The organism is Shewanella sp. 1CM18E, from assembly GCF_023161665.1.
Taxonomy (GTDB): Bacteria; Pseudomonadota; Gammaproteobacteria; order Enterobacterales; family Shewanellaceae; genus Shewanella.
In genome coordinates this window covers 94,810-121,753 of sequence record NZ_JALNTW010000006.1, presented here as the reverse complement: position 1 = coordinate 121,753, position 26,944 = coordinate 94,810, and the positions used below count along the sequence as shown (strand labels likewise).

Sequence of the window (26,944 nt, the reverse complement as noted above, 5' to 3'; positions counted from 1 at the left end):
CTTTATATTTAGGGCTCTTTTACTCAAAGCATTTTCGGTTAGTCTAGCTTTACTTAAAGAATTTGCGCTTTAGGCATGAGTTGGTTGCTAATCATGGGCTCACAATGTTTCGCTCGAATTAGCATTCGCAAATTTAATCTTGAGATCATAGCGACTAACGCTGAGCGCAGTTACTTTGCTTATATTTAAACATTTCATTGTCGGCATGGCTAATTAGCGCAGAGATCTCTGCTGAAGTATCGGTGACAAGATGTAAGCCAATACTGGCGCTGACATTAATGCGCTTGCCTTCAACAATTAAGGAGGTGCATAAAGCTTGTTGTAATTGCTCTCGTAAGCGATGGATCAAGCTTTGGCCGCTTGGGCCTGTTTGCGCACAAGTAAATGTTGTGATCAATACAAATTCATCTCCGCCAATTCTGGCAACGGTATCGTGTTGAGCACAGATGCTAGTCAGTAGTCTAGCAACCTCTTTTAATACTAAGTCGCCGATCTGGTGACCGAAGTTGTCATTAATTGATTTAAAATCATCAATATCGATGTAAGCAATGGCGACCTTATTAGGACTATCGTTTTCTACTGCCAGTAATTGCTCAAATTGTTGAAACAATGAACGTCGATTAGCTAGCCCTGTTAAGCTGTCATGATTGGCTAAAAACTCCACTTTACTTTTGGCATTCTCAAGTTCAGTAATGTTATGTGCCGAAACGATAGCCCCCTTAATTTTACCATTGGCGTCATAATAAGGGTTATGGTGAACATCGAGAAATATCGGTTGTTCAATATGGGGCGGATGGATCCAAACTTGGGTTTTTATTTGCTCTCCTAAAAAACATCTATCGAGTAACGGTTTAATTTGTCCTTCAAATACTGGCTGTCCGTGTAACTCTGTAACAGCCTTACCAATTATCTGCTCTTGAGGTAAGTTAAACAGTGACTCATAGCCTTTAGAAACCACTCTATATATGTAATGAGTATCGACAAAAGACATGTATTGCTCTGAGCTGGTGATCATCTCCTGATGCTGTATTAGTTCTTGAGTCAATATATGACGGTGGTACTCAACACCAATACGTTGGGCTAATAGCCTGAAAAACTCTTTTGACTTGGTATTTTCTGTTTGTGGTAATTGATCTAAAACGAAAATATGCCCGAGTACATTGCCATTATTGTTTACAATTTTCTCTGCTTGATAACTATGTGCGTCAAGAGACTTAAGTAGCGGGAAGTCTGGAAATCGATTTTGTAGATCATGACTGAAAATAAGGTGGCACTTTTCGGTTTGCCAATAAACTTGCTCGCAAGGGGAGCCTTTCAGTTCAAACTCAAAACTAGGAAGGCTTTTTTTACCGTCACAAAAAGCAATGACTTCACCAAATCCGGGACGCTCAGATGGGCGTGCAAACCCCGCCCAGCGACACTGGGTCACTAAAGTTAATGCGCTTAGCGCTCGGATAAAGAAGCGTTCATCTGTATAAGGTGCAGCAAGTAATGCTAACGCTTCCTCAATGTTGGTCATAGTCCATTCTCAACCGTTACGTCAGCGGCAAACTGATAAACTCGCATTAATGCTTTGTTTGCCGTGGGAATTATACTCCCGCTGACAGCCATAGGTGGCCGTAGCCCCAAATTTGTTAGGTTAATTTTAGTTGAGTAAGCACTAATCTGCTGGTTATTTTGTTTTTGCTTAATGGATTTTTTGATTGTTACAGCAAGCTCCTAATTTGAGGAGCCTGCACCACTGCTAGATAACATCAATTCCTTGCTTATTTAGTAAATCAATCAGTGAGATCAAAGGCAGGCCGATTAAGGTATTAGGATCTTTCCCTTCAAGCTTTTCAAATAATGCAATGCCAAGTCCTTCACTTTTAAAGCTACCAGCGCAGTAAAAAGGCTGCTCCATATCAACGTAGTTACAGATCTGTTTATTCGTCAATGTTCGAAAATGCACTACAAAAGGCTCGACAATGGCATCTTGTTGGCCGTTAGCACCGTTGTGTAGTGCAAGCCCGGTGTAAAAGGTGATGGCTTTGCCACTTGCTGCGGTTAATTGTTTAATTGCCGTCTCACGATTTAATGGTTTACCTATTATCTTGCCATCAATAACAGCAACTTGATCTGAACCAATGACGACTTTCCCTGGATGCTGCTCAAGGCCAGCCGCAGCTTTACTATTGGCTAAGCGCAACACTAATTCTGTTGGTGACTCATTGTCTAAGGCTGTTTCATCAACTTCAGGAGAACAACAGGTAAATGGCAGTTGAAGTTTTTTAAGAAGTTGCTGTCTAAAAGGGGAGGTCGATGCAAGTACAATCGGAGCGGACATGAAATAGGCCTTATTGGTTTATGGTTAGCTTGGCTTCAATACCATCGTTTATCGCCTTTGATGGGCGGAGTTTTTATAACGCAGCGGATTATCGCTAAAAAGGGCAATAAGCGCAAAGCTTGCAAGGGAGCAGTGAGTCTTTTTCTATTGTTCTCTGGAATCCATTCGAACTAGATTTAGATCTGGTGTCAAATTACATCGTTTATCAATACTAATTGATGTAATCGTGACATGTTAAGCTCGTATACAGCTAATTCCGCTATCTTAAGCCGTGATTACACATCAAGGTCTTTGTGTTTGTGAAGGTTCGTTCTGCAACAGGAGTTATCTATGTTCAAGTTATGGTTAGCCATCATTATTATGTTGTCGGTTGTAGTGCATTTAAGCGGTGATGTTAGTCGTCCTTTTTATCCGACTATAATAGCCGCAATGGTACTCGGGGCATTAGCTCGAGAAGTTATCGCAAAGCTCGATCATGTCGTTGTGCACTGGGCGTCTGGAATACAAAGAGACGAATCATGAACAACTTAACCCTTTAGGATCTTGTCTCTAATCGCCATATAAGCAGTAAAAGCAGGCTCAAATGGGTAAATGGTCTATCTTTAATCATGGAGTTAATCTGTTGGGCTGGTCCTGCAATAGTGCAGATTAATTCTAAAGTATCGATTAAGCCGATGCTTTTACGAACACTTAGACTATTTTGTACGTGAAAATTAATGTCATGACGGTCGCCTTTCTTATATAATGCGGCCACCTAACAACTCACTTAGCCGATGAAGTAAGCAATAATTTAATGCAATCATATGAGGGTATTGACTTTGTGGAATTTCACGGTAATATGCGCGCCTTATGCAAACAGTAAAGATACCGGTTTCAATTGATCCCGTTCGCGCTGCCAGTAGCCAGATTTCATATGAAGGCATGGTGCCTGGTAAGCAGTTAAAGCGATTAAATGAATTATGTGCCGGCGACTGTTCTGACGTGGCAGTGTCGCTTGAATGCGGCGTAGATATACAGGGGATAGTCTACCTTAACGGGAAGGCTGTGACGGAGCTCACTCTGGATTGTCAACGTTGTATGACACTATTTACCACTGAGGTTACGGTCGAGTTTAGTTTTGGACTTTGTAAGACTGAAGCTGAAATCGATGAGCTCCCGGATGCGTATGAGCCTATTGAGTGCAATGAAATTGGCGAAATTCGTCTACATCAATTGATTGAAGATGAATTGATAATTGCTATGCCTTTGATTGCCATGCATGAGAATGAAGATTGTCATCTAGGTAAGCAAGACATAGTTGTAGGCGAGATCGAACCCGCTCAAGAGGAGCGTCCAAATCCGTTTGCAGTGTTAGAAAAACTGAAGAGCAAGTAATCTAGGAGACAGGGCCAATGGCTGTACAACAGAATAAAAAATCTCGTTCTAAGCGCGGAATGCGTCGTTCACACGATTCTTTGAGCACAGCTCAATTATCTGTGGATGCAACGAGTGGTGAACTTCACCGTCGTCACAACGTGACTGCGGACGGTTTCTACCGTGGTCAAAAGGTTATCAACAAGTAATTTGTTGAGACCCTTATGACAAATCTGACGCTTGCGTTAGATGCGATGGGGGGCGACTTTGGTCCCCGCATCACAGTGCCTGCAACTTTGCAGGCACTTCGCTTAAACCCCCTCCTAAAAATCGTACTAGTGGGTGATAAAACCCAAATAGACGAACATTTAGCATCTGCCGAACCGGCATTAACACGCCGAATTGAGATTAAACATACCACCGAAGTGGTGACTATGTCTGATCGACCTGTGCACGCCTTAAGAAACCGCAAGCAAAGTTCAATGCGTTTAGCCATAGAGCTAGTGCGTGACGGCAAAGCTCAAGCTTGCTTAAGTGCTGGTAATACAGGCGCATTAATGGCTATGTCCAAAGTGCTGCTTAAAACATTACCGGGCATTGACCGACCTGCACTTGTGAGTTGTTTACCCGCGGTAAATAATACGCCAGTTTATCTACTAGACTTAGGTGCTAACGTTTCTTGTGACTCCGAAACCTTATTTCAATTTGCAGTCATGGGGTCGGTGCTTTGCGAAACAGTTGATAAAACTGTCGCGCCAAAGGTCGCTTTACTTAATGTGGGCATAGAAGAAATTAAAGGTAATGATCAGGTTCAACAAGCTGGTCAACTACTGCAACAAATTCCTCAAATAAACTATACCGGGTTTATTGAGGGTGATGAGATTTACTCTGGCAACGTAGATGTGATTGTTTGTGATGGTTTTGTTGGAAATATCACTTTGAAAACCTCTGAGGGTATTGCACGTTTATTAGTGCATCAGCTAAGAAAGAGCCTAAGCCAAGGCTTTTTTGTGCGCCTTCTCTCAAAAATCATCGCGCCACGCATACGTTCCTTGTTAAATCAGATGAACCCCGACCACTATAATGGTGCAAGTCTGATAGGATTGCGCGGAATTGTAGTAAAAAGTCATGGGTGTGCAGACGAAGCTGCTTTTTTACAAGCAATTACTTTGGCAGTAACCGAAGCACAACGTCGACTCCCACAGATGATTGAAGATCGTCTTGAGTCGATTCTTTTAGACATTAATAGCTGATAAATTCCTTATGCATACAAAAATTCTTGGTACTGGTAGTTATCTACCCGTGCAAGTGCGCAGTAATCTCGATCTTGAAAAGATGGTTGAAACAACTGATCAGTGGATCGTAGAACGTACTGGTATTTCTGAACGTCGAATCGCAGCAGCAGATGAAACTGTTGCTACTATGGGATACCAAGCTGCGCTTAAAGCCATTGAAATGGCAGGCATTGACGCATCTGAGATTGACATGATTGTTTGTGGTACCACAAGTGCAAGCAATGCGTTTCCTGCTGCGGCATGTGAAATACAAGCCATGCTAGGTATTCACACTATTCCTGCATTTGATATTGCAGCCGCATGTTCAGGCTTTGTGTATGCCTTATCTGTCGCTGATCAATACGTTAAGTCTGGCGTAGCAAGAAATGTACTTGTGATTGGTGCTGACGTATTGTCGCGCTTATGTGAGCCAGAAGACCGCTCAACCATCATTTTATTTGGTGACGGTGCTGGTGCAGCAGTCGTTGGTCGCTCTGAAGAGCCAGGGATTATCTCAACGCATATCTTTGCTGATGGCCGTCAAGGCGATTTGTTAAAGTGCTCGATCCCGCCGCGTAAAGGTGAAACATCGGAAGCTGTTGGTTATATGACAATGAAAGGCAATGATGTATTTAAAGTTGCCGTGACTCAGCTATCTCATGTAGTGACAGAAACACTGCGCCACAACAATGTTGAAAAATCAGAAATCGACTGGCTAGTGCCGCATCAAGCGAACTTTAGAATTATTAAAGCGACTGCCAAAAAGCTAGATATGAGCTTAGATAAGGTGGTATTAACGCTTGCTAAACACGGCAATACGTCTGCTGCCTCTGTGCCGATTGCGCTTGACGAAGCGGTGAGAGACGGACGTATTAAGCGTGGCCAATTATTATTACTTGAAGCCTTCGGCGCAGGATTTGCCTGGGGAAGTGCTTTAGTTCGTTTTTAATTAACGTTCGAATTTATTTTAATAAGTAGACGCGGATTTAAAGGTAGATAAATATGGAAAATACGGCTTTTGTATTCCCAGGGCAAGGTTCGCAAGCATTAGGCATGTTGGCCGAACTTGCACATTCACAAGCAGTTATCGGTGAAACCTTTGCTCAGGCAAGCAGTGTATTAGGTTACGATTTATGGCAATTGGTTCAAGAAGGACCAGTTGAAACATTAAATGAAACTGACAAGACTCAGCCTGCTTTATTAGCTGCAAGTGTCGCCATTTACCGCGCATATTTAGCATCAGGCAAAGCTGCACCAAGTGTGATGGCTGGCCATAGCTTAGGTGAGTACTCTGCATTAGTTTGTGCTGGCGTGATTGATTTTGAAGCGGCAATTAAACTTGTTGAGCTGCGTGGCCAATTAATGCAGCAAGCTGTTCCTGCTGGAACTGGCGCGATGTTTGCCATTATCGGTTTAGATAATGACGCGATTGCTAAAGCGTGCCTTGAGGCCGCAGAAGGCGCTGTAGTTAGCCCTGTTAACTACAATAGCCCTGGTCAAGTGGTTATCGCAGGTGAAAAAGCCGCGGTTGAGCGTGCTGCTGCTTTATGTAAAGCTAACGGCGCAAAAATGGCTGTTGCATTACCAGTTAGCGTGCCGTCACATTGTCAATTAATGAAGCCTGCAGCAGATAAACTTGCAGAAGCATTAGCAGATATCGCGTTTAATACGCCTGCTGTAAAAGTGATTAACAATGTTGATGTAGCAAGCCCTACATCTGCTGACGAGATTAAAGACGCACTAGTTCGTCAGTTATACTGCCCAGTTCGCTGGTCAGAAACAGTTGAGCTAATGGCGTCAAACGGTACCACTAATTTGTTTGAAATTGGACCGGGTAAAGTATTAACTGGTCTAACAAAACGCATTAATCGCTCACTTTCAGCGCAAGCTGTAAACGATGAAGCATCATTAACGGCATTGACCGCATAAGGAAATTTAATGAGTATTAGTTTTGATCTGACGGGGAAAGTCGCTCTAGTCACTGGCGCTAGCCGTGGTATTGGCCGTGCAGTTGCAGAAACATTGGTTTCAGCTGGTGCAGTGGTTATTGGCACGGCAACAAGTGAGCGCGGTGCAGAAGCGATTCAAGCTTATTTAGGCGACAAAGGTCATGGTCTTGTTTTAAACGTGACTGATGGCGACTCAGTAAAAGCCTTGTTTGAAACGATTAAAGAAAAAGCGGGTGATGTTGATATTTTAGTCAATAACGCCGGTATTACTCGTGACAATTTGTTAATACGAATGAAAGATGATGAATGGAATGATATCCTAGATACCAACCTAACATCTTTGTTCCGCACCTCAAAAGCGGTAATGAGACCAATGATGAAAAAGCGTAATGGACGCATCATCAATATTGGTTCTGTTGTAGGCACAATGGGCAATGCAGGGCAAACTAACTACTCTGCAGCTAAAGCTGGTTTGATCGGATTTACAAAATCTCTTGCAAGAGAGGTTGCATCTCGTCAAATTACAGTTAATGCTATTGCTCCTGGATTTATCCAGACTGACATGACAGATGAGCTGACGGAAGACCAGCAAAAAGCTATTATGTCGCAAGTGCCAATGGAAAGGCTTGGTCAGGCGCAGGAAATTGCAAACGCAGTCCTCTTTTTAGCGTCCGACTCTGCTGCTTACATCACTGGAGAAACTCTTCACGTGAATGGCGGCATGTACATGGTTTAAAGGGAACGGCAGGCTGTTACCGCCTACATGGGGTGATCTGCATCAACTGCAGGCTTGATTGTGGTTAGACCACGAAAGTTAAGCTTGCAATGTCTGCCAAATTCAATAAACTACTCGCAATCTTGCGCAAGTGCGTAATTTGAATAGGAAAGAAAACTAATGAGCAACATCGAAGAACGTGTAAAGAAAATCATCATCGAGCAACTAGGTGTTAAAGAAGAAGACGTTAAATCAGCAGCATCTTTCGTTGACGATTTAGGTGCGGATTCTCTAGACACTGTTGAGTTGGTTATGGCTCTAGAAGAAGAGTTTGACACCGAGATCCCTGATGAAGAAGCTGAAAAGATCACTACTGTTCAAGCAGCGATCGATTACGTTTCTAAGAATCAGTAATCTAGAATTCTTGAAAACAGGCGGCATTTTTGCCGCCTGTTTTTGTTTGTAAAGCCGCTGGTTGACTTATTGTTTCAAGCTTCGCTTCCCCAATACTTATTGACCTAGATAAGTATTACTCCAACCAGAACTGGCAACTCCCCATTGCAACCCTTGTATTTGTTGTAGCGGGATAGGTATTGGTAGTTCAATTTCTTTGCAGCTATCATCGTTATTCATTTTGAAAGTAAAAAGGTGACCGCGTGTCTAAACGTCGAGTAGTCATAACGGGCTTAGGTTTAGTGAGCCCAGTGGGAAATACAGTCGATTCTTCTTGGAAAGCACTTGTTTCAGGCAAGAGTGGTATCGCGCCGATAACTAAATTTGATGCGAGTGAATTCACAACCCGTATTAGCGGCTCTGTAAAAGATTTTGATGTCGAGCAATACATGTCTCGCAAAGATGCCCGTAAAATGGATTTGTTTATTCAATACGGTATGGCGGCGGGGATCCAAGCTGTAGAAGACTCAGGTCTTGAAATGGATAAGCTTGATCCAGCACGTGTTGGTACAGCAATTGGCGCCGGTATGGGCGGCATGCCGCTAATTGAGCAAAACCATTCGGCTATGCTAAAGGGCGGACCACGTAAGATCTCACCATTTTTCGTACCTAGTACCATTATCAATATGATTGCTGGCCACTTGTCGATTAAATACGGCATGACAGGTCCAAACTTTGCTGTTACGACTGCTTGTACTACAGGTGTGCACAACATCGGGTTTGCGGCGCGTACAATCGCTTATGGCGATGCTGATGTTATGGTTGCCGGCGGCGCTGAAGATGTGACTTGCCCGCTGGCTGTTGGCGGCTTTGGTTCTGCTAAAGCACTATCAACTCGTAATGACGATCCTGAAGCGGCAAGCCGCCCATGGGATAAAGACCGTGATGGTTTTGTTATTGGCGATGGCGCAGGTGTGATGGTCGTAGAAGAGTACGAGCATGCTAAAGCACGTGGCGCGACTATCTATGCTGAGCTTGTAGGCTTTGGTATGAGCGGCGATGCATTCCATATGACGTCACCACCAAGTGATGGTGCTGGCGCAGCTGCGGCAATGGTTAATGCGATTAATGACGCTAAAGTGGGCCGTGAACAGATTGGTTATATCAATGCTCACGGCACATCAACTCCTGCTGGGGATAAAGCTGAAGCGGCAGCGGTTAAGTCAGTATTTGGCGATCATGCTTACGATTTACTCGTAAGCTCAACTAAATCTATGACGGGTCACTTGTTAGGTGCAGCCGGTTCTGTTGAAGCAATTATTACCATTCTTGCACTAAAAGATCAGGTTATTCCGCCAACGCTTAACTTAGATAACCCTGATGAAGGTTGTGATTTGGACTTTGTGCCGCACACCGCTCGTGATTACAAATTTGACTATGGTCTTTGTAACTCATTTGGTTTTGGTGGTACTAACGGCTCGCTACTTTTCAAAAAAGTATAATTAGCTCAGTTAGCTACATTTATTTTAAAGCGCCGAAAGGCGCTTTTTTATTCGCTATAGCAAAGTAAAATTATGAACAAGTTCACACTATTTATGGCAAATATTAACACTGCATAACGCCAAGATTAACCTTAGTTAATCTGTTGAAAAGGCGCTAGAAAATATAGATCTTTAGGCAGATACTGCGGGCATAAGCTCAAGCAATGAGCTCAATGTAGATTTTACCTAAGGAACACGAAAGTGCTTAATCCAATTGTTATTCCTATCATGCCTATTCTAGGCATTATCACCGCTAATATTAACGAGCTTATACGTGGTGAATCGTCAGCGCGTCTACCCGAGCTGCAATTGGGCGTAAAAACCTTCAATGCCGCAGTTGCTTCGTTTAGTATTGTTTGGTTTGCATTGCTAATTACCGCCATTGACGTCAGTAATGCCAATAGTGTCATTGCTGGTATTGAAGTGATGGGGTTATTTTTAGCGGGTATAGCCGCTTATACCCTGTTTAACGGTGGTAAGTACTTTGGAATGACATCGCAACTATGGGTTTACCGTTTGGCCTTGCCTATGGTTTTAGGTGGTAGCTTTTTGGTCGGTCAGTTTGGCTAAAAGGTGCTGATATAAAGAATTTGGCGTAAGATACTCAATAGTAAGTAAATGTATTGAGGTCCAATATGGCCGGTTTAGAAAGACAATTAACATTAAGATTCCTTGCAGAGCCTGCAGACGTTAATTTTGGCGGTAAAGTACACGGCGGCGCCGTGATGAAGTGGATCGATTTAGCCGGATATGCTTGTGCTGCCGGCTGGAGCGGTAAGTATTGCATTACTGCTTATGCTGGCGGTATTCGTTTTGTTAAGCCTATTCATGTGGGCAACATCGTTGAAGTGACTGCAAAGGTGATTTATACCGGTCGTACATCAATGCACCTTGGTGTTGATGTAAAAGCGGGTGATCCTAAGGATCAAGACAGATACTTAACTACGCACTGTGTGTTAGTGATGGTAGCGGTTGATGATGAAGGTTCACCCACTGCAGTGCCCGATTGGAAACCAGAGTTACCAGCAGATATTGAACTGCGAGAATCTGCAATACGTTTGATGGAAATGCGTAAAAAGATTGGTGCTGAAATGCAGGCCCATGTAGATCTACAGCCTTCGTTACAAGTTCCCTAAAGTGCCGAGTTTGTTTACGCACAGAAGCTAGCCTTTCGGCTAGCTTTTTTATTATCTGCTTTGTACTGTTCTTTTTGTGGTGAGTCTTTAAAATAAGCTAAATCTAAAAATATCTCCCCCTACAATTTCTACAATAGGACGAATAATGGCTAAAGTTGCATTTATAGGTCTAGGTGTTATGGGTTATCCCATGGCAGGGCATCTCGTTAAACATGGTCATCAAGTTACCGTTTACAACCGTACACAAAGTAAAGCTAAACAATGGGCTAGCGAATATGGCGGTTATTATGAAATTACCCCTAAAGCAGCTGCACAAGGGCAAGACATCGTATTTATGTGCGTTGGTAACGATGACGATATACGTCAAGTCACGCTTGGTGATACAGGGATATTAGCCGGTATGCAAGCGGGCACTATTTTGGTGGATCACACTACCGCGTCAGCTGATGTTGCTCGTGAAATTGCCGTGGCTGCTAATGCTCTGGATATCGGATTTATGGATGCTCCAGTGTCAGGCGGTCAAGCTGGCGCTGAAAACGGAGTGCTAACGGTGATGGTCGGTGGCGATCAAGTTACATTCGATAGAGCCAAGCCTGTAATTGATGCTTACGCGAGATGCGTCGAGTTACTTGGAGGAGTTGGTGCAGGCCAGTTAACTAAAATGGTTAACCAGATTTGTATTGCAGGCGTAGTACAAGGGCTATCAGAAGGGCTGCACTTTGCTCGTAGCGCAGGGCTTGATGGTGAAAAAGTGGTTGAGGTGATAAGCAAAGGCGCCGCGCAGTCATGGCAGATGGAAAACCGCTATCAAACCATGTGGCAGGGCGAATATAACTTAGGTTTTGCGGTTGATTGGATGCGTAAAGATTTAGGGATAGCACTTGAAGAGGCACGCCGTAATGGCTCACATTTGCCACTAACAGCTTTGGTCGATCAGTTTTACTCTGAAGTACAAGCAATTGGTGGCTCGCGCTGGGATACATCAAGTTTACTTGCCAAGCTCGAGAAGAACCGAGGCTAAGGTTAACAGTTTTATTTTCGCTATTTAGACAAAAGTTAAACCAATTTAATTTAAGCTAAATTAGCGTGAATTTAGCCAAGTAAAAAGGACCTTAGTAGGTCCTTTTTTAGTAAGTTTAATTGCTCGCTTAGCCTATTCAGGCTCAGCAACAATATGCTCAAGTTCAATCGGTGCAACGCTATGTAGTGCATCCATAGCTGCGCCAACTAGCGATACAACACCTTTTGAAGACTCAATTAACACTGCACGATTAATCTCACTAAAGTCCCTGTTGTGGCGAGACATGGTAGATAGCGCCATTTGCATTGGTTGCATCGATGGATTAAACGCAGCGTTCTCGGCATAGCGTCCGCAATAGGTTGCACCATCTTTGGTTTCTAGCACAACAGCTGCAAAGTTTTTGGTGTAAGGCGCATAACTTAAACTAGCGTGATCTAAGGCTTCAATGATCATAGGATCATTCGAGTCTAAGATTAGATTATGTTGTTGCTTACTCAGTAGCGGTGTAGAGATATTAAGATCGCTTGGGCCAAATGCATAAGGCAGATAATGTGAAAGCGGCGCAGTATCTTGCGATGGTAGATGTATATTTACTTTACTGCCTTCAACCAGCTCGTTAATAAACTGACGACAATGACCACATGGCGATGCATTAACAATAATGTCTTCAATAATGGTTTCACCGCTTAGCCAAGCATGGCTAATTGCGCTTTGCTCGGCATGTACAGAATGAAACAGCGCTTCACCTGGTAGCTCAATGTTTGCGCCCATATAGATATCACCGCTTTTGCCTTTTGCTATAGCGCCTACATGGAATTCGCTAATTGGCGGTCTAGCAAGTGCTGCCGCAATAGGTAGCAAAGCTAGCAATAACTCATTAAGCTCCATTTGGGTTTGGGCCTGAAGCTCTGTTAATTGTTGAGCATCAATATGGCCGGCAAAATCTTTATCAAGCAGCGGCACAATTGCCGTTGCTAGTGACTCAGGTAATTTAGCTATGCTTTTTAAAAATCTGTCTTGCATATGCTATTTCCTTTTAGTTAACGCTAATGGAATATCATTCTAGTAAGCTTGTTACATACAGAATGAGGTGTTTGTCGCATTTACTGTATAACGATTGCTAAAGACTTCTAAGGTAATGACACAGTGCCTGTAATAGCTTCTGTTTATTGTCATCTTGTTCAGTTTCTTCAATTAAGTTCTCTAAGCGAATAATATAGTCAGGATCATTAAGTCTCGTTTGACAAAATTCTCGCCAGCGATACTGCTCTGCATCATCTAAGGTTTCGGGGTAATTACGTGCGCGGTATCGGTACAGCATTTCAGCAAGGCGCTCGTCGTCGAAATCAAGATCTAGTGCAGCAAGATTACTTGGCTGCGTATTGCGGATGATTTCAATCTTGGCTTTATCAGCTGAACTGAAAAAACCGCCGCTATACAGCGCCTGATCAGGATCTATACTTTTTGACTCATGCTCAACATCAAATACAGCAACAAGCTTTTCTCTAAGCTCTGGATGTTGCTTGAGTATTTTATATTGCTCACGGGCAAAGTCCTTATCAATATCGAGTCTAGCAGCGTTTTCATCGGTCAAGGTTTTTGCACCAGCAATAAACGGACTCTTGTTAATATGGATCTGCTTAATACCGATAGGTAATTCATCAGGCGCTAAGTCGCTGCGACGGGTATACATGCGCTCACGAATTTCTTCGACACTCAGTTCTAATAATGGCGCAACGTCCATAGCAAGGTTAACGCAAATAACCGCATTCTTATTGGTAGAGTGGTAAGCAACGGGTGCAATAATGGTTGTGCAGCCGTTTAGTGCACTGATCTTGGAGCTTACATGCACAAGTGGCTTCATCTCTAATACGTCAATAAGTTTAGAAACGGCCTGCTTTTGCCTCAGGCTAAAGTAATAGTCGAATAGTTTTGGCTGCACATTCTTGATTAGCTTAGCCATGTCGATGGTGGCATAAACATCAGACATAGCATCATGCGCTTTTTCATGGCTTAAACCATTGGCTACAGTTAGTTGCTCTAGCTTAAAGCTAGGTGAGCCATCTTCTTTTTCTGGCCAGTTAATGCCTTCAGGTCTAAACGCATAACAAGCACGCACCAGATCGATAATGTCCCAGCGGCTATTGCCGTTTTGCCACTCACGGGCATAAGGGTCGATAAAGTTACGATAAAAGCCATAGCGTGACACTTCATCATCAAAACGCAGAGAGTTATAACCCACCACACAGGTTTTAGGCTGACTAAATAAACCGTTAATTCTATTCATGAACTCGGCTTCTGGCATACCTTTTAGGTTAGCCAGTTGCGGAGTTATCCCAGTAATTAGAATCGCTTCAGGAGAGGGTAGATAGTCGTTGGCCACTTTACAATAAAAGGTTTCAGGCTCACCGATGATGTTAAGATCCATATCGGTGCGTACGCCAGCAAATTGCGAAGGGCGGTCTTTGGCTGGGTTAGCGCCAAAGGTTTCATAATCGTGCCAGAAGAGGGTGGGTTGGTTATTTGTCGACATATAATTTTAAAGGCTATCACGAGCAATAATTGCAGTCATCATAGCACTGACAAGGTTTAAATGTCTTAGTTTCCTTAATACAACTCAAGTACTTTGCTTGAGTTTGCAGCAGTTTTATCCGCTGGATCAAAATAGGTGAGCGCAGTAGAATAGCCATCCTTTTTAGACTCGTTATGACAAGCATTATTTTCTAAAGAAAAATAGATGACTTTTATTGGTTTAAATTATCACTATGCTGGGCCAGTATTAAGGTCATGTGCTTAAGCTGTTAGCTTCTCAGCCTATGCCATCGTCTAACGGATTATTATCCGGCTACATTTGTGCGTGTGATTGAATAGCAAGCGCATCAAATATGTGCCATTCGGAGATGTATACATGATTTACCGTTGTCCTTTATGCCAGCAGGCGCTATCTAAAGAAGACAAAACTTGGTGTTGTCCTGCCAATCATAGATTTGACTGTGCAAAAGAAGGCTACGTTAACTTGTTGCCTGTACAGAAAAAGAAGTCAAATGACCCAGGTGACAATAAAGAGATGATGCTGGCAAGACGAGAGTTTCTGAATAAAGGTTACTATCAGGTATTAAGTGATAAAGTTAACTTGCTAGCGAATGAGTACGCAATTGATGCCGAGTGTGGTCTAGATATTGGTTGTGGTGAAGGATACTACTCAAACCGTTTAGTTGAAAGCTTGCCGCAAGGTTTTGCACTTTATGGTGTTGATATCAGTAAATCTGCGCTTAAGTATGCTGCTAAGCGTTACCCTAAAATTGCATTTAGCGTTGCGAGCGCTTTCGATATGCCGTTCCCAGATAGCAGTTTTGACTTTATGTTGAGAATTTATGCGCCGTCTTTAGATGTGGAATTAAAGCGTGTGATTAAGTCTGGCGGTATTCTTACCACTGTTTGTGCGGGTCCTCGTCATCATTTCGCATTAAAAGAGCTGATATATGATAATCCTAAAGAGCATACTGAAGCTTCCTCTCAGATAGAGGGCTTTGATCTCATCCATCAAGAACGTATTTTGCAACAACTATCGTTAACTGATCCGGTCGATATCAGTAACTTTTTAAAGATGACTCCCTATAACTGGAAATTAACAGAAGAACAAAAATTAGCTCTAGCTAAATCAGGTTTTAGTTGTGAGCTAGATTTTAAAGTGGAAGTCTTTAGAGCCCAGTAAATCTAAGGTTGTAGCTTGGTGGTTGTTTTTTAAGCGGTTGTGAGTGTTAACTGTGAGTTTGCATAAGTGTATTTTTTGATCCAATTAGCAAGCTGTAGAAATATAAGTAAAAACACCCTAAATTCCGATACGAATGTGTGTTGACTTATGATGAGAATGGTTTATAGTGTTTGCAGCTTGAAGGTTAGGCTTATTTTTATGTGTTCAATACGACAATGTTCGTCCTGTTAACATTAAGTAAACCGGCATTTTCCAGCTTTACCGCCGTTAAGGCTTTAATTTATATTTACAGGATTCAATATTATGTCTCAAGTTACTGGCGTTGTTAAGTGGTTCAACTCTGATAAAGGTTTCGGATTTATCGAGCAAGAGTCTGGTCCAGACGTATTCGTACACTTCCGCGCTATCAACTCTGACGGTTTCAAAACTCTTGACGAAGGTCAAAAAGTTCAGTTTACTGTTACTCAAGGTCAAAAAGGCCCACAAGCTGAGAACGTAACTGTTATCTAAGTTACCAGCTTGATTAGCACTAGCTAATCATACAGAATTTCGAAGAGCCGTAGTTTACTACGGCTCTTTTTTCGTTTGAATTCCGGTAATTAATTACTAGCAATACGAGTTTGTTACCTAAAGCGTTAGTTTGATTAAGCCAATAGCTTGTTGCCGTTTATACCAATCAGTATAAACATTTAGCCACTCAGCGAGAGTTTAGCGGTTTTGAGGCAAGGTTATTAAATGCTCCTCGGTAACGGCTCCTGCGTTACTCTCGATAATAGCTTCTGTATTATTCTATCTTCGACCATGCTTGGTTTTGTACCTCCTATATCCATATAGTCGTGCCTGAATGACATTCACCATATCTGAGCTCCAAGGATGGAGGAAATGTTTTATACCAACTCAGTATAAACATTTAGTCACTCAGCGAGAGTTTAGCGGTTTTGAGGCAAGGTCATTAAGTGCTCCTCGGTAACTGCTCCTGCGTTACTCTACCTCCTATATCCATATAGTCGTGCTTTAATGACATTCGCTGCATCCATGCAGCTTGCAACGAGTGAAGATCATAGTTGAGCTAGGGTTAAGTTCCCTCTTTGTTCATTTAGAGTCACTGCATCAAAGCCGCTAAAACTCGCCATTCTTGAGCCTTCTTGGCTGCCTACTTCTGCGTTAATTAGCTTTATAAGGGAATAACCATTATTGCCGTTATTCGCTTTGAATTAGTTTGCCAAAAACCGCTCTGAGTAGATCAAATTCTTATGCTGATTGGTATAATAGGGTTTACGTTGCAGTGAGATAACATGAGCCATGAAAAACGGCGCTAAGTGCGCCGTTTTTATATTTACTAATGCCAATATAAAACTTAAGAGAAGAGCTTTTCTTCCAACGTTCTACCTTTCAACATCGCTTTGTATTGCCAGTTTTTATCTTTCAATAGGTTAAGTAAAGCTATTTCAATTGCATAAACTTGCTCGCTATTGTGTTTAATCAAAAACTGGTTGCTTTGACGTTCTTCAATAGAGCTGATATCAGCTAAGTTAAGCACCGCTTCGATTAAGGCTTGAGGATCACAATGCTGCATGGTTAGGGTGAGATAGTCTTCATGCTGCGATTCATTCATTGAGACTGAATGCTGTAATTGCCCATGCTCTAAATAAAGCACCTGATCACACAGTTTTTCAAGCTCATCTAAATTATGTGAGCTAATGATAAATGTGGTACTACCTGATAAAGACTTTACAAGCTCACGAATTTTCTTGGCATTGGCAGGATCTAACCCTGCTGTAGGCTCATCGAGCAATACAAGTTCTGGTGAGCCAATTAAGGCTTGTGCAATTGATACTCGTTTTGCCATACCATGGCTTAGTGCTTTAGGTTTTTGTTTAGCACTATCGACGAGATCAACCAAGGCGAGAACACGCAGGGCTTCAGCGTTAGCGGCTTTATTTGTATAGCCTTGCAGGGTCGCAAAAAAGCTGAGTTGGCTGATAATATCTAAGTTTGGATCTAATGCGGCATCTTGAGGTAAAGATGCAATACGTCCAAGTAATGCTGTAGAGCCCGGCTTGTGACCAAACAAACTTACGTTACCTGACGTAGGGCTCATATAGCCACATAGTAAACTAAATAAAGTTGTTTTACCTGCTCCATTAGGGCCGACTAATGCGATAGGACTGCCGGCATTAAGCGTAATATCAACCTGCTTTAACGCCTGTTTATCGCCATAAGATTTAGATAACCCTTTGCAAATCACTAAGCTCATAGCGCGCTCCTATTAATATACACTTTACCTAAAACAAGAAGAACAGCGGCTTGAATGAGTGCGATAGGCGCGTACATAAAGCTTTGCAGACCTTGTGTGTTAATCATCATTGAGATCTGTGAGCCGGGTAATATCCACTTTAGTTCACTAATAATCGGTAAGTAGTTATTAATGATTGCAATGCTTATCGACATCGCAGCCCAAACTAAAATCGCATAGATAGTTGCTTGGCGGGCTGAGCTAGCGTAAAGCGATAAAATTGCCATTAGTGCTGTGTAAGGTAGTAAAACAATCATTAAATTTAGGGTAACAATTAAGCCTGAATATAATGCTGGCAGGAATAAATTTGGATCTCGGCTAACAGCAAGCAAAATGGTGGCAATAACAGTAAGACTCAGTAACAGGCTTTGTAATGCCATATGGCCAATAAAACGACCAAAGAATAAGCTGTCTCTGCCAACTCTTAAGGTTAAAAAACGAAATGTACCGCGAGACCTATCAGTGGCAAATTGATCAGCAGAAACAAAAATACAAAATAAAGGGAACAGGTAGAGCGCTGCAATCCAATATACCGCAAGTTCTGCTACTGGCCATTTAAACAGTTCACTTACGGCATCTGTGCCAAATATACCTTCGATCACAGCCTGAAAGTCTGGGTTGACCAGAAAGCTTGATGCTCCGCTAATGGGGTAAAGTAAAATCAGTAGCCAAACCATTGAAAATGCTATCAGAGCAATTAAACCTCTTGGATTAAGTAGCATTTTTTTGACTTCAAATTGAGCGAGTAATAGCGTGTTTTTGAGCATGCTATTAGTTTGAGGGTTATTTTCCAAACTAATCCCTTACGATTGAATGATTAAGTGCAACTAGGTTAACACCGTTTTTAGCTTGGCGTTAACCTAAACCTGTGAATGAACATTAGTAATAATTAATTATTCAAGAAGTTGTTGAAGTTGAGCTTTTAGTTCAGCAACTTCTTGCTCTAATATTTCAACTCTTAACGCTAGTTCTTGATTGTCATTAGGTTGATGATTGATTGCACTCGCCGAGGCAATTTGTGCAGTAGGGGCTTGCAGTTCGTCATCTGCAATCGGTGTGAATAATTGACGGTAGCGCGCTTCACGTTTACCAGGCTCTTTGGCGAGCAACATAACCAGAGGTGATTCACGTTGTTGTAGGTGTTGTAAGCTTGCTTCTGCTTCGGCAACATCTTTAAACTCATGTAGGCGATTGCTTCGCGTTCTTAATTCTCCGGCTGTTTGTGGTCCTCTAAGTAGTAATAAGCAAATAATCGCCAGCTCATCTGATTTTAGCTGTAGGTCGCTAAACTCGGTATTACAAAAACGGTGCTTATATTTGACTACGCGGCTTCCGAAGCCTGATTGCTCGGAGATAAGTCGCTTTTTAGCAAGACTATCTAAGGTGTTTTGTACCTCTGACTCACTGAGGCTTAGCACTGGTTCTCGGCTGGTTTTTTGATTGCAACCCGAGGTTAAACTATTGAGAGAAAGGGGATATTGCTCTGGTGTTGTGATCTCCTTTTCAAGGAGGACACCAATAACACGCGCTTCGAGTGGAGTGAGTTCCATATTAACCTCTTAATAAAAAAGCATGACTTTGTTATAACAGAGCCATGCTTTAATGCAAAGAAGCTTTTCGCGGGTATGTCTTGTAATTGCTTGTTTTACAAGCAATACAGTGCGCTTATTCTTCTAAACGAATACCGTCTGGTGAGATAGTAATTTGCTTACTCTTATAAAGACCACCAATGCTCTTTTTAAAGGCTTTTTTACTCATAGATAATTGTGAGTAAATGACTTCAGCATCGGTTTTATCATTAAGAGGTAAAAAACCGCCAGCTTGTTTAAGTTTGATCATGATAGTCACTGAGTGCTTATCAAGCTCTTCTTTAGCGCCTTTTTGTAAGATAAGGTCAATCTTGCCATCTGTACGTACGCGTTTAATAAAACCTTTGAGCTTTTGGCCAAAGCTTAAACGAGTGTAAACTTCATTTTTGTACAACACGCCCCAATGGGTATTGTTGATAATGGCTTTGTAGCCAAGATCCGTTGAGCCACCAATGATTAAGTTAACTTCTTCGTCAGTACGGAACTTTGGTTCAGTTAAGTCGAGGAATTTCTCAACTTTTGAAGAAGCAACAATACGGTCATCAACGTGGCTAGTGTAGATATACACTAGATAGGATTTACCCACTTCAATTTCACGGTGCTGCTCGCCAAAAGGCAGTAACAGATCTTTGTCTAGGCCCCAATCTAAAAATGCGCCGTAAGGACCATTAGCTTTCGCTTCTAAGTAAGCAAATTGGCCCACTTGTGCGTATGGTCTGCGAGTTGTTGCAATGATCATGTCTTCTGAATCTAAGTAAAGAAACACATTAACCATATCTCCGACTTGGCATTCTTTAGGAACGGCTTTGCGAGGAAGGAGGACCTGGCCCATCTCTTTAGCGTCTAAATAGACACCAAAATCAACTTGTTTGACGACTTCGAGCTTACAGGTTTTACCTATCTGGATCATGATGTTCTCTACTTTTAAAACAGTAACGTTTGATTTCAGCTGCGATTATAGTGGAAAACATTTCAATATGCTTTAGCCCGTTGAAACTAATGCGCAAAAGCCTGCAATTTTCTGTAAGTAAAAGGCGGGAGTTATCACGTTTTTAGGGATAATGAGTACGGATTGTTATCACCCTATTATAAGGTGATAATTAATTCGCGATTAATTGACCTTTTGAGGACTAATTTGTATTGCAATCTGCTGAGTCTCAAGGTTTAATTGCGCCGCAAAAAATTCCGAGAGAAAAGTGTTTCGTTTGTAGGCTTATTCTTGAGTGAATACACCGTACTGCGGTTAAGCAATCGTTGAAGTTACAAATTAGATTTTTATGGACTTGGTTTTACATGCTAGGTTTAAAGGCATGGCTTTTTTCGTTACCATGAAAATCAAAGCGCCTTTAATTTGGTAAGGCCTTTTTTAGAAAGTTAATGCTCCATCGGTCGACACGAGATGTGTTTTTGAGTATTAATTGAAGATAGTTTGTACTTTTGTAGCTAAATCAGAGCGTATCTGATTTAAACATTCGCAAGTTGATGAGCCTATAAGGCTGCAGTAACTTATTTGAATAGAATAGACAGGTTAGGACAAATATGAGCAATTGGTCTATTGATGATGCACGCGCAAGTTATAACGTAAATCACTGGAGCCAAGGACTTTACGGAATTAGCGACGATGGAGAGGTGACTGTGTCGCCAGATCCAAGTCGTCCGGACTGTAAAATTGGTTTGAACGAAATGGCAAAGGATATGGTTAAGTCAGGTGTGGCTTTACCCGTATTAGTGCGTTTCCCGCAAATTTTGCATCATAGAGTAAACAGCCTTTGTCAGGCATTTAATCAGGCGATTCAAAAGTATCAATACGAAAATGATTACTTACTTGTTTACCCGATTAAAGTGAACCAACAGCAAACGGTTGTTGAAGAGATCTTAGCTAGCCAAGTGGCCAAAGAAGTGCCGCAGCTAGGTTTAGAGGCCGGTAGTAAGCCTGAGTTGATGGCTGTATTGGCAATGGCTCAAAAAGCCAGCTCTGTAATCATTTGTAATGGCTACAAAGATAAAGAATATATCCGCCTTGCTTTGATTGGTGAAAAGCTAGGTCATAAAGTTTATATCGTTCTTGAGAAGATGTCTGAACTCAAGGTCGTACTTGAACAAGCTAAAGAACTTGGTGTAACACCGCGTTTAGGCTTACGTGTACGTTTGGCTTTCCAAGGTAAAGGCAAATGGCAAGCAAGTGGTGGTGAAAAGTCTAAATTCGGCTTAAGTGCTGCTCAGGTATTGCAAGTGATTAACTCGCTGAAGCAAGAAAATATGCTTGAGTCATTAGAGTTATTGCACTTCCACTTAGGTTCGCAAATAGCCAATATTCGTGATATCCGCCAAGGCGTGAGCGAAGCAGGCCGTTTCTACTGTGAACTTATGAAGCTCGGTGCTCACGTTAAGTGTTTTGACGTTGGTGGTGGTTTAGCGGTTGATTACGACGGCACGCGTAGCCAAAGCAGTCACTCAATGAACTACGGTTTAACTGAGTATGCTAACAATATCGTTAGTGTATTAACTGACATGTGTAAAGAGTACGAGCAACCGATGCCGAGAATTATCTCAGAATCGGGTCGTTACTTAACTGCGCACCATGCGGTATTATTAACAGACGTAATCGGTACCGAAGCTTATAAGCCTGAAGATATTCTGCCGCCAGCAGATGATGCTCCGCAGCTTCTACATAACATGTGGCAGTCTTGGGTTGAAGTGAGCGGTAAAGCTGATCAGCGTGCGTTAATTGAAATTTTCCATGATTGCCAAAGTGATTTAACTGAAGTGCATTCATTATTTGCTGTAGGCCAGTTAGGTTTAGCTGAGCGTGCGTGGGCAGAGCAGGTCAATTTGCGCGTATGTTACGAGTTACAAGGTAGCATGAGCGCTAAGTATCGTTTCCACCGTCCAATTATTGATGAATTAAACGAAAAGCTAGCAGACAAATTCTTTGTTAACTTCTCGCTATTCCAATCATTACCGGATGCATGGGGTATCGATCAAGTATTCCCAGTCATGCCGCTATCAGGTTTAGATAAAAAGCCAGAAAGCCGTGCAGTTATGCTTGATATTACCTGTGACTCAGACGGTACGGTTGATCAGTATGTAGATGGTCAAGGTATTGAAACCACATTACCTGTTCCGGCTTGGACTCAAGAGAGCCCATATTTAATTGGTTTCTTCTTAGTGGGTGCATACCAAGAGATCTTGGGTGATATGCATAACTTGTTTGGCGATACTAACTCGGCAGTTGTGCGTTTAGACGATGATGCTCGCACTAATGTTGAATCAGTACTTGCTGGCGATACGGTTGCAGACGTTTTACGTTACGTAAACTTAGATGCAGTATCGTTTATGAGAACCTATGAAGAACTAGTAAACAAGCATATTGCAGAAGATGAACGTGCTAATATCCTTGAAGAGTTACAACTAGGTCTTAAAGGTTACACCTACTTAGAAGATTTCTCTTAAGTAGATTGTCAGCAGCCATTTAAGTCATGGCTAACAAAGGTTTGTTATAACCAGCTTTGAGTTCGCTCGAAGCTGGTTTTATTTTTAAATTGCTTTGATGGGTTGTTTACACGTATCAGTTACATATTGAAGGATCTAGATTAAGGGCTTCGAGTCGATGTTTTTTGAAGGTTCAGAAAAGAAAATTGAGTTGCATATAGACCCCAGTGCTAAGTCATTAAGAGCGTATCCGCGACATTTTTGGCAACAGGCGCTGGCAATGGCTGATGCAAGTATTTTGTCGAACCTAAGCAATTCACATTGCGATGCCTATGTATTAAGTGAGTCCAGTTTGTTTGTCTGGCAACATAAGTTGCTATTGATAACCTGTGGTAATACGCGCTTAATTGATACTGTACTTTTCATCATTGAAAAAATCGGCACTGACCATATATCAGGATTAAACTATCAGCGTAAAAGCGAGTTTTTACCCCATTTACAAACAACCCAGTTTGAAGATGATATCGCGTTACTAAAAGCTAAAGTGTCTGGTACGGCTTATCGTATCGGCCATTTAGATAGTCACCATCATTACCTTTTTACCGCGTCACAGCCAATTAAGCATGAAATGAGTGCTTGTTTGCTGATGTACCATATTGAAGGTGAGGCGGCCCAGTATTTACGCAGTGCAGAACAATCGTGCGCTAATATACGCCGATTACTTAATTTAGATCGTTTGCTGCCGCAATTTGAGTTTGACGATCACCTGTTTCAACCGTGTGGATATTCAATCAATGGATTGTTTGAAGATAAATTTTTGACCATACATATCACCCCTCAAGAGCGAAGCTCTTATGTGAGTGTCGAAACAAACGTGAACTTTTTACAATATCCGTTCAATATTTTTGCTGAGTTACTTAAAGTATTGAACCCCCGCAGTTGGGACATTATTGGGCTGAATACACAAATAGATCCGCTAGACTTTCCTTCTAATAGAAGGCTTGCCAGTTGTGATCTACAGTTAAACCAGCACAATAATTTTAATTACTATCACTATATTCAGGCTGAAGGCGAAACCTTAATAGCCGAAGTACTGTGACTCTAGACATTTTATGGAGTATTTATGACCACTATTGCAGATAAGCCAGATTATTCGCTTTATTCAAATGCATTTGGTTACTTGAGACAACCGCTTGACTTTAAACCTCTTGAAGGCGATGCGGATGTAGTGGTTTTAGGTTTACCGTTTGATATGGCTACAACAGGCCGTTCAGGTGGTCGCATGGGTCCTGGTGCAATTCGTAACGCATCAGTGAATCTTGCATGGGAAGAAACTCGCTGGCCATATCAGTTTAAACTTAGCGAACACGTTAAAATTGTTGACGCGGGCGATCTAGTTTACAACTGTGGTGATTCTGCAGACTTTACACAACGTGTTGAAGACTTTGCGACTAAAATCCTAGAAGCAGATAAAGCAATGTTAAGCTTTGGTGGTGATCACTTTGTGACTTTACCACTGCTGCGTGCTCACTATAAGAAGCATGGTCAAATGGCATTGCTACACTTTGATGCGCACACAGATACATACAGCCAAGGTAGCAAGTACGATCACGGTACTATGTTCTACCATGCACCAATCGAAGGCATTATCGCTGCAGAAAACTCAATCCAAGTGGGTATTCGTACTGAGTACGATACGGCTAACCACTTATTTGAAGTCATTGACGCCGCTGCAGCTAACGAAATGACCGCCGATGAAATCGTAGCGCAAATTCGTAAGCGCGTTGGTGACATGCCTCTATACGTAACATTTGACATCGACTGTTTAGATCCTGCTTTTGCACCAGGTACAGGCACACCAGTTTGTGGTGGCTTAACAAGCGATAAAGCAATGAAGATTATTCGTGGCCTTAAAGGCATGAAGATCGTTGGTATGGACGTGGTTGAAGTGGCTCCTGCATACGACAGCGCTGAGATCACTGCACTTGCTGGTGCAACATTGGGTCTTGAAATGCTACATGTTTGGGCTGAATCAAACGGTAAGATCAAATAATCCTATTTATTTGATCTGCTAAGTAATATTAAAGCTGTTAGCATGAGATAAACTATTAGTTAAAAGTCTCCCGCGATGAGCCTAAGATTGTTATTATTAAAGAAGCACTGTTGCAGTGCTTCTTTTTTTTTATGCCGTTTTGCAAGGGATCTAGGATGTCAGAGATTAGCGATATTAGACGAGAATACACGTTAGGCGAGTTACACAGTGAAGATGTACCAAGTGATCCTATGGTGCTATTTAATGCTTGGCTAGAGGTGGTTCGCGATTCAAAGATGCAAGATCCGACTGCAATGTCGGTAGCGACTGTTGATGAGAATGGTCAGCCATTCCAGCGTATTGTGCTGTTAAAGCGTTTCGATAATGATGGTTTTGTATTTTTCACTAATCTTGAAAGTCGTAAAGCGCAGCACATTGCTAATAACGCGCAGGTAAGCATCTTATTCCCTTGGCATAGCTTAGAAAAACAAGTGGCCGTTACTGGCGTGGCTGAGCCATTATCAAAGACAGAAGTATTGAAGTACTTTATAAGTCGACCTAAAGAAAGCCAGATTGCTGCTTGGGTCTCTAAGCAATCGAGCCCAATTAGCGCTCGAAAAGCATTAGAGTCCAAATTTGCCGAGATGAAAGCTAAATTTGCTAATGGCGATGTTCCTCTACCTAAGTTTTGGGGCGGCTATTTAGTCCGTCCAAGTAGTATTGAATTTTGGCAAGGTGGAGAGCACCGTCTGCATGACCGCTTTATCTATACTAAGGTCGCAGAGGCATGGGAACACAGCCGTTTAGCCCCTTAGCGCTGCCTAGTAGCCTCTCTATGCTAATACCAACATTAAAGCCGCACTCAGATGCGGCTTTTTTAGATTGAATCAGAGATATTTATAGTCTGTAGCGCATTATCTTTTGCAATCGAATTTTAAAAGCCAGCCCATTGAAACTAAGTTCTCAAAGTTAAGCATTCAAAGCCAAGCCGTAAAGATAAGTCCTTAAGATAAGCGCTTGAAGATAAGTTCTTTAAGATAGAACTCTTTAAGATATAGCTAAGGGGTTCTAAGGTAAAAGCATAAGTGTCAAAACAAAACGCCAGTTCAATTGTATGGACTTTAGCGGATTAATTTAGCTAGAAAGATGAACTTGCCCTAATATAAATGGATGAATATTTATTTTTATCTGAAAAATCGCTTTGTACAATGTCGAAGCATGTTAAATTAGTGTGAGCTTAACTATTGAAATAATTCACTATCTGAATAAGAGGGAACGGACATGAAGAGTATTGTCACAGGTTTACTATTACTGCCTTTATCGCTAATGGCTTCAGCGGATACATGGAATGTTGATAGTGATAGTTCAAATGTTAATTTTATTTCGATTAAAAAAGGTGATATTGCTGAGGTACATCATTTCAAATCAATGGCCGGAACTTATGATGATAATGGCCAGTTTAGCTTTTCTGTTTCATTAGCAAGTGTGGTTACCAATGTTGATATTCGAGACGAGCGTATGGGCTCGCTGCTGTTTGAAGTTGATAAGTACCCTAAGCTGACCTTAACCGCGAAAGTTGACCCCAACTTAGTAAAAGACTTAGCCGTTGGCTCTGTAAAAGTTACCACTATTGATGGAGAAGTTGATTTACATGGTCAGAAGCAAAAGATGGCATTTAACGTGAGCATTGCTAAATTGTCGGATTCACATTTATTGGTATCAAGTGTTATGCCTGTAATTGTTAATGCGGATAGCTTTGGACTAACTGCAGGTGTTGAGAAATTACGTGAAATTGCTGGTCTCTCTGCGATAAGTAAAGCGGTGCCGGTGACCTTTACTCTTAATTTGAGCAAATAATTTTCGCTGTCACAGGCGGCACTTTTTTAATAAATTATTCTCGCAAGCATTATGCTATCTGGGCTTTGGTAGGGGGTAACCTTCTAGGTTATCAAAGATAAGCTTGCAGCTTTGAAGCGCTATAAAAGGCTTTGCCATTTGGTAAAGCCTTTTTTATTTTCATTTGATAGTACTATGGCGGTATCTATTTACTGATTTTTGCCTGCTAAGTCAGATTGTTATGTAAATAAAATTGATTGTAAGCAACGATTTATTTGATTAATACGGTTTTTTGTATATATTATTTCATTCGAGTAAAAACTCAGATAAGATTCT

The 26,944-nt window shown here is 41.8% G+C and carries 27 protein-coding genes; 19 read left to right on the top strand and 8 right to left on the bottom strand.

Translation table 11 applies throughout. From position 1 onward, the window contains the following. Positions 1 to 154: 154 nt before the first annotated feature. Complete coding sequence (locus MSG37_RS10430) at positions 155 to 1,519, bottom strand: sensor domain-containing diguanylate cyclase (protein WP_248470610.1); 1,365 nt, start codon at positions 1,517 to 1,519, stop codon at positions 155 to 157. Positions 1,520 to 1,744: 225 nt separating this feature from the next. Further along, positions 1,745 to 2,326 carry a nucleoside triphosphate pyrophosphatase gene (locus MSG37_RS10425; RefSeq protein ID WP_248470609.1) on the bottom strand — a complete coding sequence of 194 codons (582 nt, stop codon included), beginning with the start codon at positions 2,324 to 2,326 and terminating at the stop codon, positions 1,745 to 1,747. A gap of 330 nt (positions 2,327 to 2,656) precedes the next feature. On the opposite strand from MSG37_RS10425, the gene MSG37_RS10420 reads away from it, so the two are divergent. From MSG37_RS10420 to MSG37_RS10365, 12 genes are all read left to right on the top strand, one after another. After that, positions 2,657 to 2,848, top strand: a complete 192-nt coding sequence (locus MSG37_RS10420) for a hypothetical protein (RefSeq protein WP_248470608.1) — start codon at positions 2,657 to 2,659, stop codon at positions 2,846 to 2,848. 327 nt (positions 2,849 to 3,175) lie between these two features. After that, positions 3,176 to 3,700 carry a 23S rRNA accumulation protein YceD gene (gene yceD / locus MSG37_RS10415; protein ID WP_220767556.1) on the top strand — a complete coding sequence of 175 codons (525 nt, stop codon included), beginning with the start codon at positions 3,176 to 3,178 and terminating at the stop codon, positions 3,698 to 3,700. Positions 3,701 to 3,717: 17 nt separating this feature from the next. Further along, positions 3,718 to 3,888: a 50S ribosomal protein L32 gene (rpmF, locus tag MSG37_RS10410; protein WP_020913118.1), complete on the top strand. Its 171-nt coding sequence runs from the start codon at positions 3,718 to 3,720 to the stop codon at positions 3,886 to 3,888. Positions 3,889 to 3,903: 15 nt separating this feature from the next. Further along, positions 3,904 to 4,932 (top strand): phosphate acyltransferase PlsX, encoded by a 1,029-nt coding sequence (gene plsX / locus MSG37_RS10405; protein WP_248470607.1) that lies wholly within the window; start codon positions 3,904 to 3,906, stop codon positions 4,930 to 4,932. Between the two features lie 10 nt (positions 4,933 to 4,942). Then, positions 4,943 to 5,902: a beta-ketoacyl-ACP synthase III gene (locus MSG37_RS10400; RefSeq protein WP_248470606.1), complete on the top strand. Its 960-nt coding sequence runs from the start codon at positions 4,943 to 4,945 to the stop codon at positions 5,900 to 5,902. A gap of 53 nt (positions 5,903 to 5,955) precedes the next feature. Continuing rightward, a complete protein-coding gene (gene fabD, locus MSG37_RS10395; protein WP_248470605.1) occupies positions 5,956 to 6,882 on the top strand; it encodes an ACP S-malonyltransferase in 927 nt (308 codons plus the stop codon). Between the two features lie 9 nt (positions 6,883 to 6,891). Further along, positions 6,892 to 7,638 (top strand): 3-oxoacyl-ACP reductase FabG, encoded by a 747-nt coding sequence (fabG, locus tag MSG37_RS10390; RefSeq protein WP_248470604.1) that lies wholly within the window; start codon positions 6,892 to 6,894, stop codon positions 7,636 to 7,638. Between the two features lie 159 nt (positions 7,639 to 7,797). Further along, positions 7,798 to 8,031, top strand: a complete 234-nt coding sequence (gene acpP, locus MSG37_RS10385; protein WP_011496723.1) for an acyl carrier protein — start codon at positions 7,798 to 7,800, stop codon at positions 8,029 to 8,031. Between the two features lie 242 nt (positions 8,032 to 8,273). Next, positions 8,274 to 9,512, top strand: a complete 1,239-nt coding sequence (fabF, locus tag MSG37_RS10380) for a beta-ketoacyl-ACP synthase II (protein WP_248470603.1) — start codon at positions 8,274 to 8,276, stop codon at positions 9,510 to 9,512. Positions 9,513 to 9,752: 240 nt separating this feature from the next. Beyond that, positions 9,753 to 10,121, top strand: coding sequence for a hypothetical protein (locus MSG37_RS10375; RefSeq protein ID WP_248470602.1), 369 nt, complete (start codon positions 9,753 to 9,755; stop codon positions 10,119 to 10,121). A 65-nt stretch (positions 10,122 to 10,186) separates the two neighbouring features. Further along, complete coding sequence (locus MSG37_RS10370) at positions 10,187 to 10,687, top strand: acyl-CoA thioesterase (RefSeq protein WP_248470601.1); 501 nt, start codon at positions 10,187 to 10,189, stop codon at positions 10,685 to 10,687. A 145-nt stretch (positions 10,688 to 10,832) separates the two neighbouring features. Next, positions 10,833 to 11,708: an NAD(P)-dependent oxidoreductase gene (locus MSG37_RS10365; protein WP_248470600.1), complete on the top strand. Its 876-nt coding sequence runs from the start codon at positions 10,833 to 10,835 to the stop codon at positions 11,706 to 11,708. Between the two features lie 132 nt (positions 11,709 to 11,840). On the opposite strand, the gene cdd is transcribed toward MSG37_RS10365, so the two are convergent. Together cdd and sbcB are read right to left on the bottom strand one after the other, a co-directional pair. Then, the gene (gene cdd, locus MSG37_RS10360; protein ID WP_248470599.1) at positions 11,841 to 12,731 is read right to left on the bottom strand and encodes a cytidine deaminase; all 891 of its coding nucleotides are present in this window, start codon (positions 12,729 to 12,731) and stop codon (positions 11,841 to 11,843) included. A gap of 97 nt (positions 12,732 to 12,828) precedes the next feature. Beyond that, complete coding sequence (sbcB, locus tag MSG37_RS10355) at positions 12,829 to 14,241, bottom strand: exodeoxyribonuclease I (RefSeq protein WP_248470598.1); 1,413 nt, start codon at positions 14,239 to 14,241, stop codon at positions 12,829 to 12,831. A 375-nt stretch (positions 14,242 to 14,616) separates the two neighbouring features. Here sbcB and rlmA point away from each other — a divergent pair, with 375 nt between their 5' ends. Then, on the top strand, positions 14,617 to 15,423 hold the full coding sequence (rlmA, locus tag MSG37_RS10350; protein ID WP_248470597.1) for a 23S rRNA (guanine(745)-N(1))-methyltransferase: 807 nt from the start codon (positions 14,617 to 14,619) through the stop codon (positions 15,421 to 15,423). A 303-nt stretch (positions 15,424 to 15,726) separates the two neighbouring features. Continuing rightward, positions 15,727 to 15,933, top strand: a complete 207-nt coding sequence (locus MSG37_RS10345; protein ID WP_011865413.1) for a cold-shock protein — start codon at positions 15,727 to 15,729, stop codon at positions 15,931 to 15,933. 847 nt (positions 15,934 to 16,780) lie between these two features. Here the strand turns inward: MSG37_RS10345 and MSG37_RS10340 are convergent. The 4 genes from MSG37_RS10340 to MSG37_RS10325 form a co-directional block, all read right to left on the bottom strand. Then, complete coding sequence (locus MSG37_RS10340) at positions 16,781 to 17,680, bottom strand: ABC transporter ATP-binding protein (protein WP_248470596.1); 900 nt, start codon at positions 17,678 to 17,680, stop codon at positions 16,781 to 16,783. Then, positions 17,677 to 18,486 (bottom strand): ABC transporter permease subunit, encoded by an 810-nt coding sequence (locus tag MSG37_RS10335; protein ID WP_248470698.1) that lies wholly within the window; start codon positions 18,484 to 18,486, stop codon positions 17,677 to 17,679. Before MSG37_RS10335 ends, MSG37_RS10340 begins: the two co-directional genes overlap by 4 nt. 126 nt (positions 18,487 to 18,612) lie before the next feature. Further along, the gene (locus tag MSG37_RS10330) at positions 18,613 to 19,269 is read right to left on the bottom strand and encodes a DUF480 domain-containing protein (RefSeq protein ID WP_248470595.1); all 657 of its coding nucleotides are present in this window, start codon (positions 19,267 to 19,269) and stop codon (positions 18,613 to 18,615) included. 115 nt (positions 19,270 to 19,384) lie between these two features. Then, entirely contained in the window at positions 19,385 to 20,218 is an 834-nt protein-coding gene (locus MSG37_RS10325; protein ID WP_248470594.1) for a S1-like domain-containing RNA-binding protein, read from the bottom strand. Positions 20,219 to 20,847: 629 nt separating this feature from the next. Between MSG37_RS10325 and speA the strand changes: the two genes are divergently transcribed. The 5 genes from speA to MSG37_RS10300 all read left to right on the top strand — a co-directional run bounded on the left by speA (position 20,848) and on the right by MSG37_RS10300 (position 26,629). Then, complete coding sequence (gene speA, locus MSG37_RS10320) at positions 20,848 to 22,761, top strand: biosynthetic arginine decarboxylase (RefSeq protein ID WP_248470593.1); 1,914 nt, start codon at positions 20,848 to 20,850, stop codon at positions 22,759 to 22,761. Positions 22,762 to 22,918: 157 nt separating this feature from the next. Beyond that, positions 22,919 to 23,839 (top strand): S-adenosylmethionine decarboxylase proenzyme, encoded by a 921-nt coding sequence (locus tag MSG37_RS10315; protein ID WP_248470592.1) that lies wholly within the window; start codon positions 22,919 to 22,921, stop codon positions 23,837 to 23,839. Positions 23,840 to 23,863: 24 nt separating this feature from the next. Continuing rightward, a complete protein-coding gene (gene speB, locus MSG37_RS10310) occupies positions 23,864 to 24,793 on the top strand; it encodes an agmatinase (protein ID WP_248470591.1) in 930 nt (309 codons plus the stop codon). Between the two features lie 155 nt (positions 24,794 to 24,948). After that, the gene (gene pdxH / locus MSG37_RS10305) at positions 24,949 to 25,587 is read left to right on the top strand and encodes a pyridoxamine 5'-phosphate oxidase (RefSeq protein WP_248470590.1); all 639 of its coding nucleotides are present in this window, start codon (positions 24,949 to 24,951) and stop codon (positions 25,585 to 25,587) included. A 466-nt stretch (positions 25,588 to 26,053) separates the two neighbouring features. Beyond that, a complete protein-coding gene (locus tag MSG37_RS10300) occupies positions 26,054 to 26,629 on the top strand; it encodes a YceI family protein (RefSeq protein ID WP_248470589.1) in 576 nt (191 codons plus the stop codon). The last annotated feature ends 315 nt before the right edge of the window (positions 26,630 to 26,944 follow it).

What these genes read in the sequence shown, in the direction of transcription:
- pdxH (WP_248470590.1), top strand. Translation starts at nt 24,949, where the DNA reads ATGTCAGAGATTAGCGATATTAGACGAGAATACACGTTAGGCGAGTTA.
- MSG37_RS10330 (WP_248470595.1), bottom strand. Translation starts at nt 19,269, where the DNA reads ATGGAACTCACTCCACTCGAAGCGCGTGTTATTGGTGTCCTCCTTGAA.
- fabD (WP_248470605.1), top strand. Translation starts at nt 5,956, where the DNA reads ATGGAAAATACGGCTTTTGTATTCCCAGGGCAAGGTTCGCAAGCATTA.
- MSG37_RS10370 (WP_248470601.1), top strand. Translation starts at nt 10,187, where the DNA reads ATGGCCGGTTTAGAAAGACAATTAACATTAAGATTCCTTGCAGAGCCT.
- plsX (WP_248470607.1), top strand. Translation starts at nt 3,904, where the DNA reads ATGACAAATCTGACGCTTGCGTTAGATGCGATGGGGGGCGACTTTGGT.
- fabG (WP_248470604.1), top strand. Translation starts at nt 6,892, where the DNA reads ATGAGTATTAGTTTTGATCTGACGGGGAAAGTCGCTCTAGTCACTGGC.
- rlmA (WP_248470597.1), top strand. Translation starts at nt 14,617, where the DNA reads ATGATTTACCGTTGTCCTTTATGCCAGCAGGCGCTATCTAAAGAAGAC.
- speA (WP_248470593.1), top strand. Translation starts at nt 20,848, where the DNA reads ATGAGCAATTGGTCTATTGATGATGCACGCGCAAGTTATAACGTAAAT.
- MSG37_RS10340 (WP_248470596.1), bottom strand. Translation starts at nt 17,680, where the DNA reads ATGAGCTTAGTGATTTGCAAAGGGTTATCTAAATCTTATGGCGATAAA.
- MSG37_RS10315 (WP_248470592.1), top strand. Translation starts at nt 22,919, where the DNA reads ATGTTTTTTGAAGGTTCAGAAAAGAAAATTGAGTTGCATATAGACCCC.
- MSG37_RS10425 (WP_248470609.1), bottom strand. Translation starts at nt 2,326, where the DNA reads ATGTCCGCTCCGATTGTACTTGCATCGACCTCCCCTTTTAGACAGCAA.
- rpmF (WP_020913118.1), top strand. Translation starts at nt 3,718, where the DNA reads ATGGCTGTACAACAGAATAAAAAATCTCGTTCTAAGCGCGGAATGCGT.
- MSG37_RS10300 (WP_248470589.1), top strand. Translation starts at nt 26,054, where the DNA reads ATGAAGAGTATTGTCACAGGTTTACTATTACTGCCTTTATCGCTAATG.
- MSG37_RS10420 (WP_248470608.1), top strand. Translation starts at nt 2,657, where the DNA reads ATGTTCAAGTTATGGTTAGCCATCATTATTATGTTGTCGGTTGTAGTG.
- MSG37_RS10335 (WP_248470698.1), bottom strand. Translation starts at nt 18,486, where the DNA reads ATGCTCAAAAACACGCTATTACTCGCTCAATTTGAAGTCAAAAAAATG.
- MSG37_RS10430 (WP_248470610.1), bottom strand. Translation starts at nt 1,519, where the DNA reads ATGACCAACATTGAGGAAGCGTTAGCATTACTTGCTGCACCTTATACA.
- MSG37_RS10345 (WP_011865413.1), top strand. Translation starts at nt 15,727, where the DNA reads ATGTCTCAAGTTACTGGCGTTGTTAAGTGGTTCAACTCTGATAAAGGT.
- MSG37_RS10325 (WP_248470594.1), bottom strand. Translation starts at nt 20,218, where the DNA reads ATGATCCAGATAGGTAAAACCTGTAAGCTCGAAGTCGTCAAACAAGTT.
- yceD (WP_220767556.1), top strand. Translation starts at nt 3,176, where the DNA reads ATGCAAACAGTAAAGATACCGGTTTCAATTGATCCCGTTCGCGCTGCC.
- speB (WP_248470591.1), top strand. Translation starts at nt 23,864, where the DNA reads ATGACCACTATTGCAGATAAGCCAGATTATTCGCTTTATTCAAATGCA.
- acpP (WP_011496723.1), top strand. Translation starts at nt 7,798, where the DNA reads ATGAGCAACATCGAAGAACGTGTAAAGAAAATCATCATCGAGCAACTA.
- MSG37_RS10400 (WP_248470606.1), top strand. Translation starts at nt 4,943, where the DNA reads ATGCATACAAAAATTCTTGGTACTGGTAGTTATCTACCCGTGCAAGTG.
- MSG37_RS10365 (WP_248470600.1), top strand. Translation starts at nt 10,833, where the DNA reads ATGGCTAAAGTTGCATTTATAGGTCTAGGTGTTATGGGTTATCCCATG.
- sbcB (WP_248470598.1), bottom strand. Translation starts at nt 14,241, where the DNA reads ATGTCGACAAATAACCAACCCACCCTCTTCTGGCACGATTATGAAACC.
- cdd (WP_248470599.1), bottom strand. Translation starts at nt 12,731, where the DNA reads ATGCAAGACAGATTTTTAAAAAGCATAGCTAAATTACCTGAGTCACTA.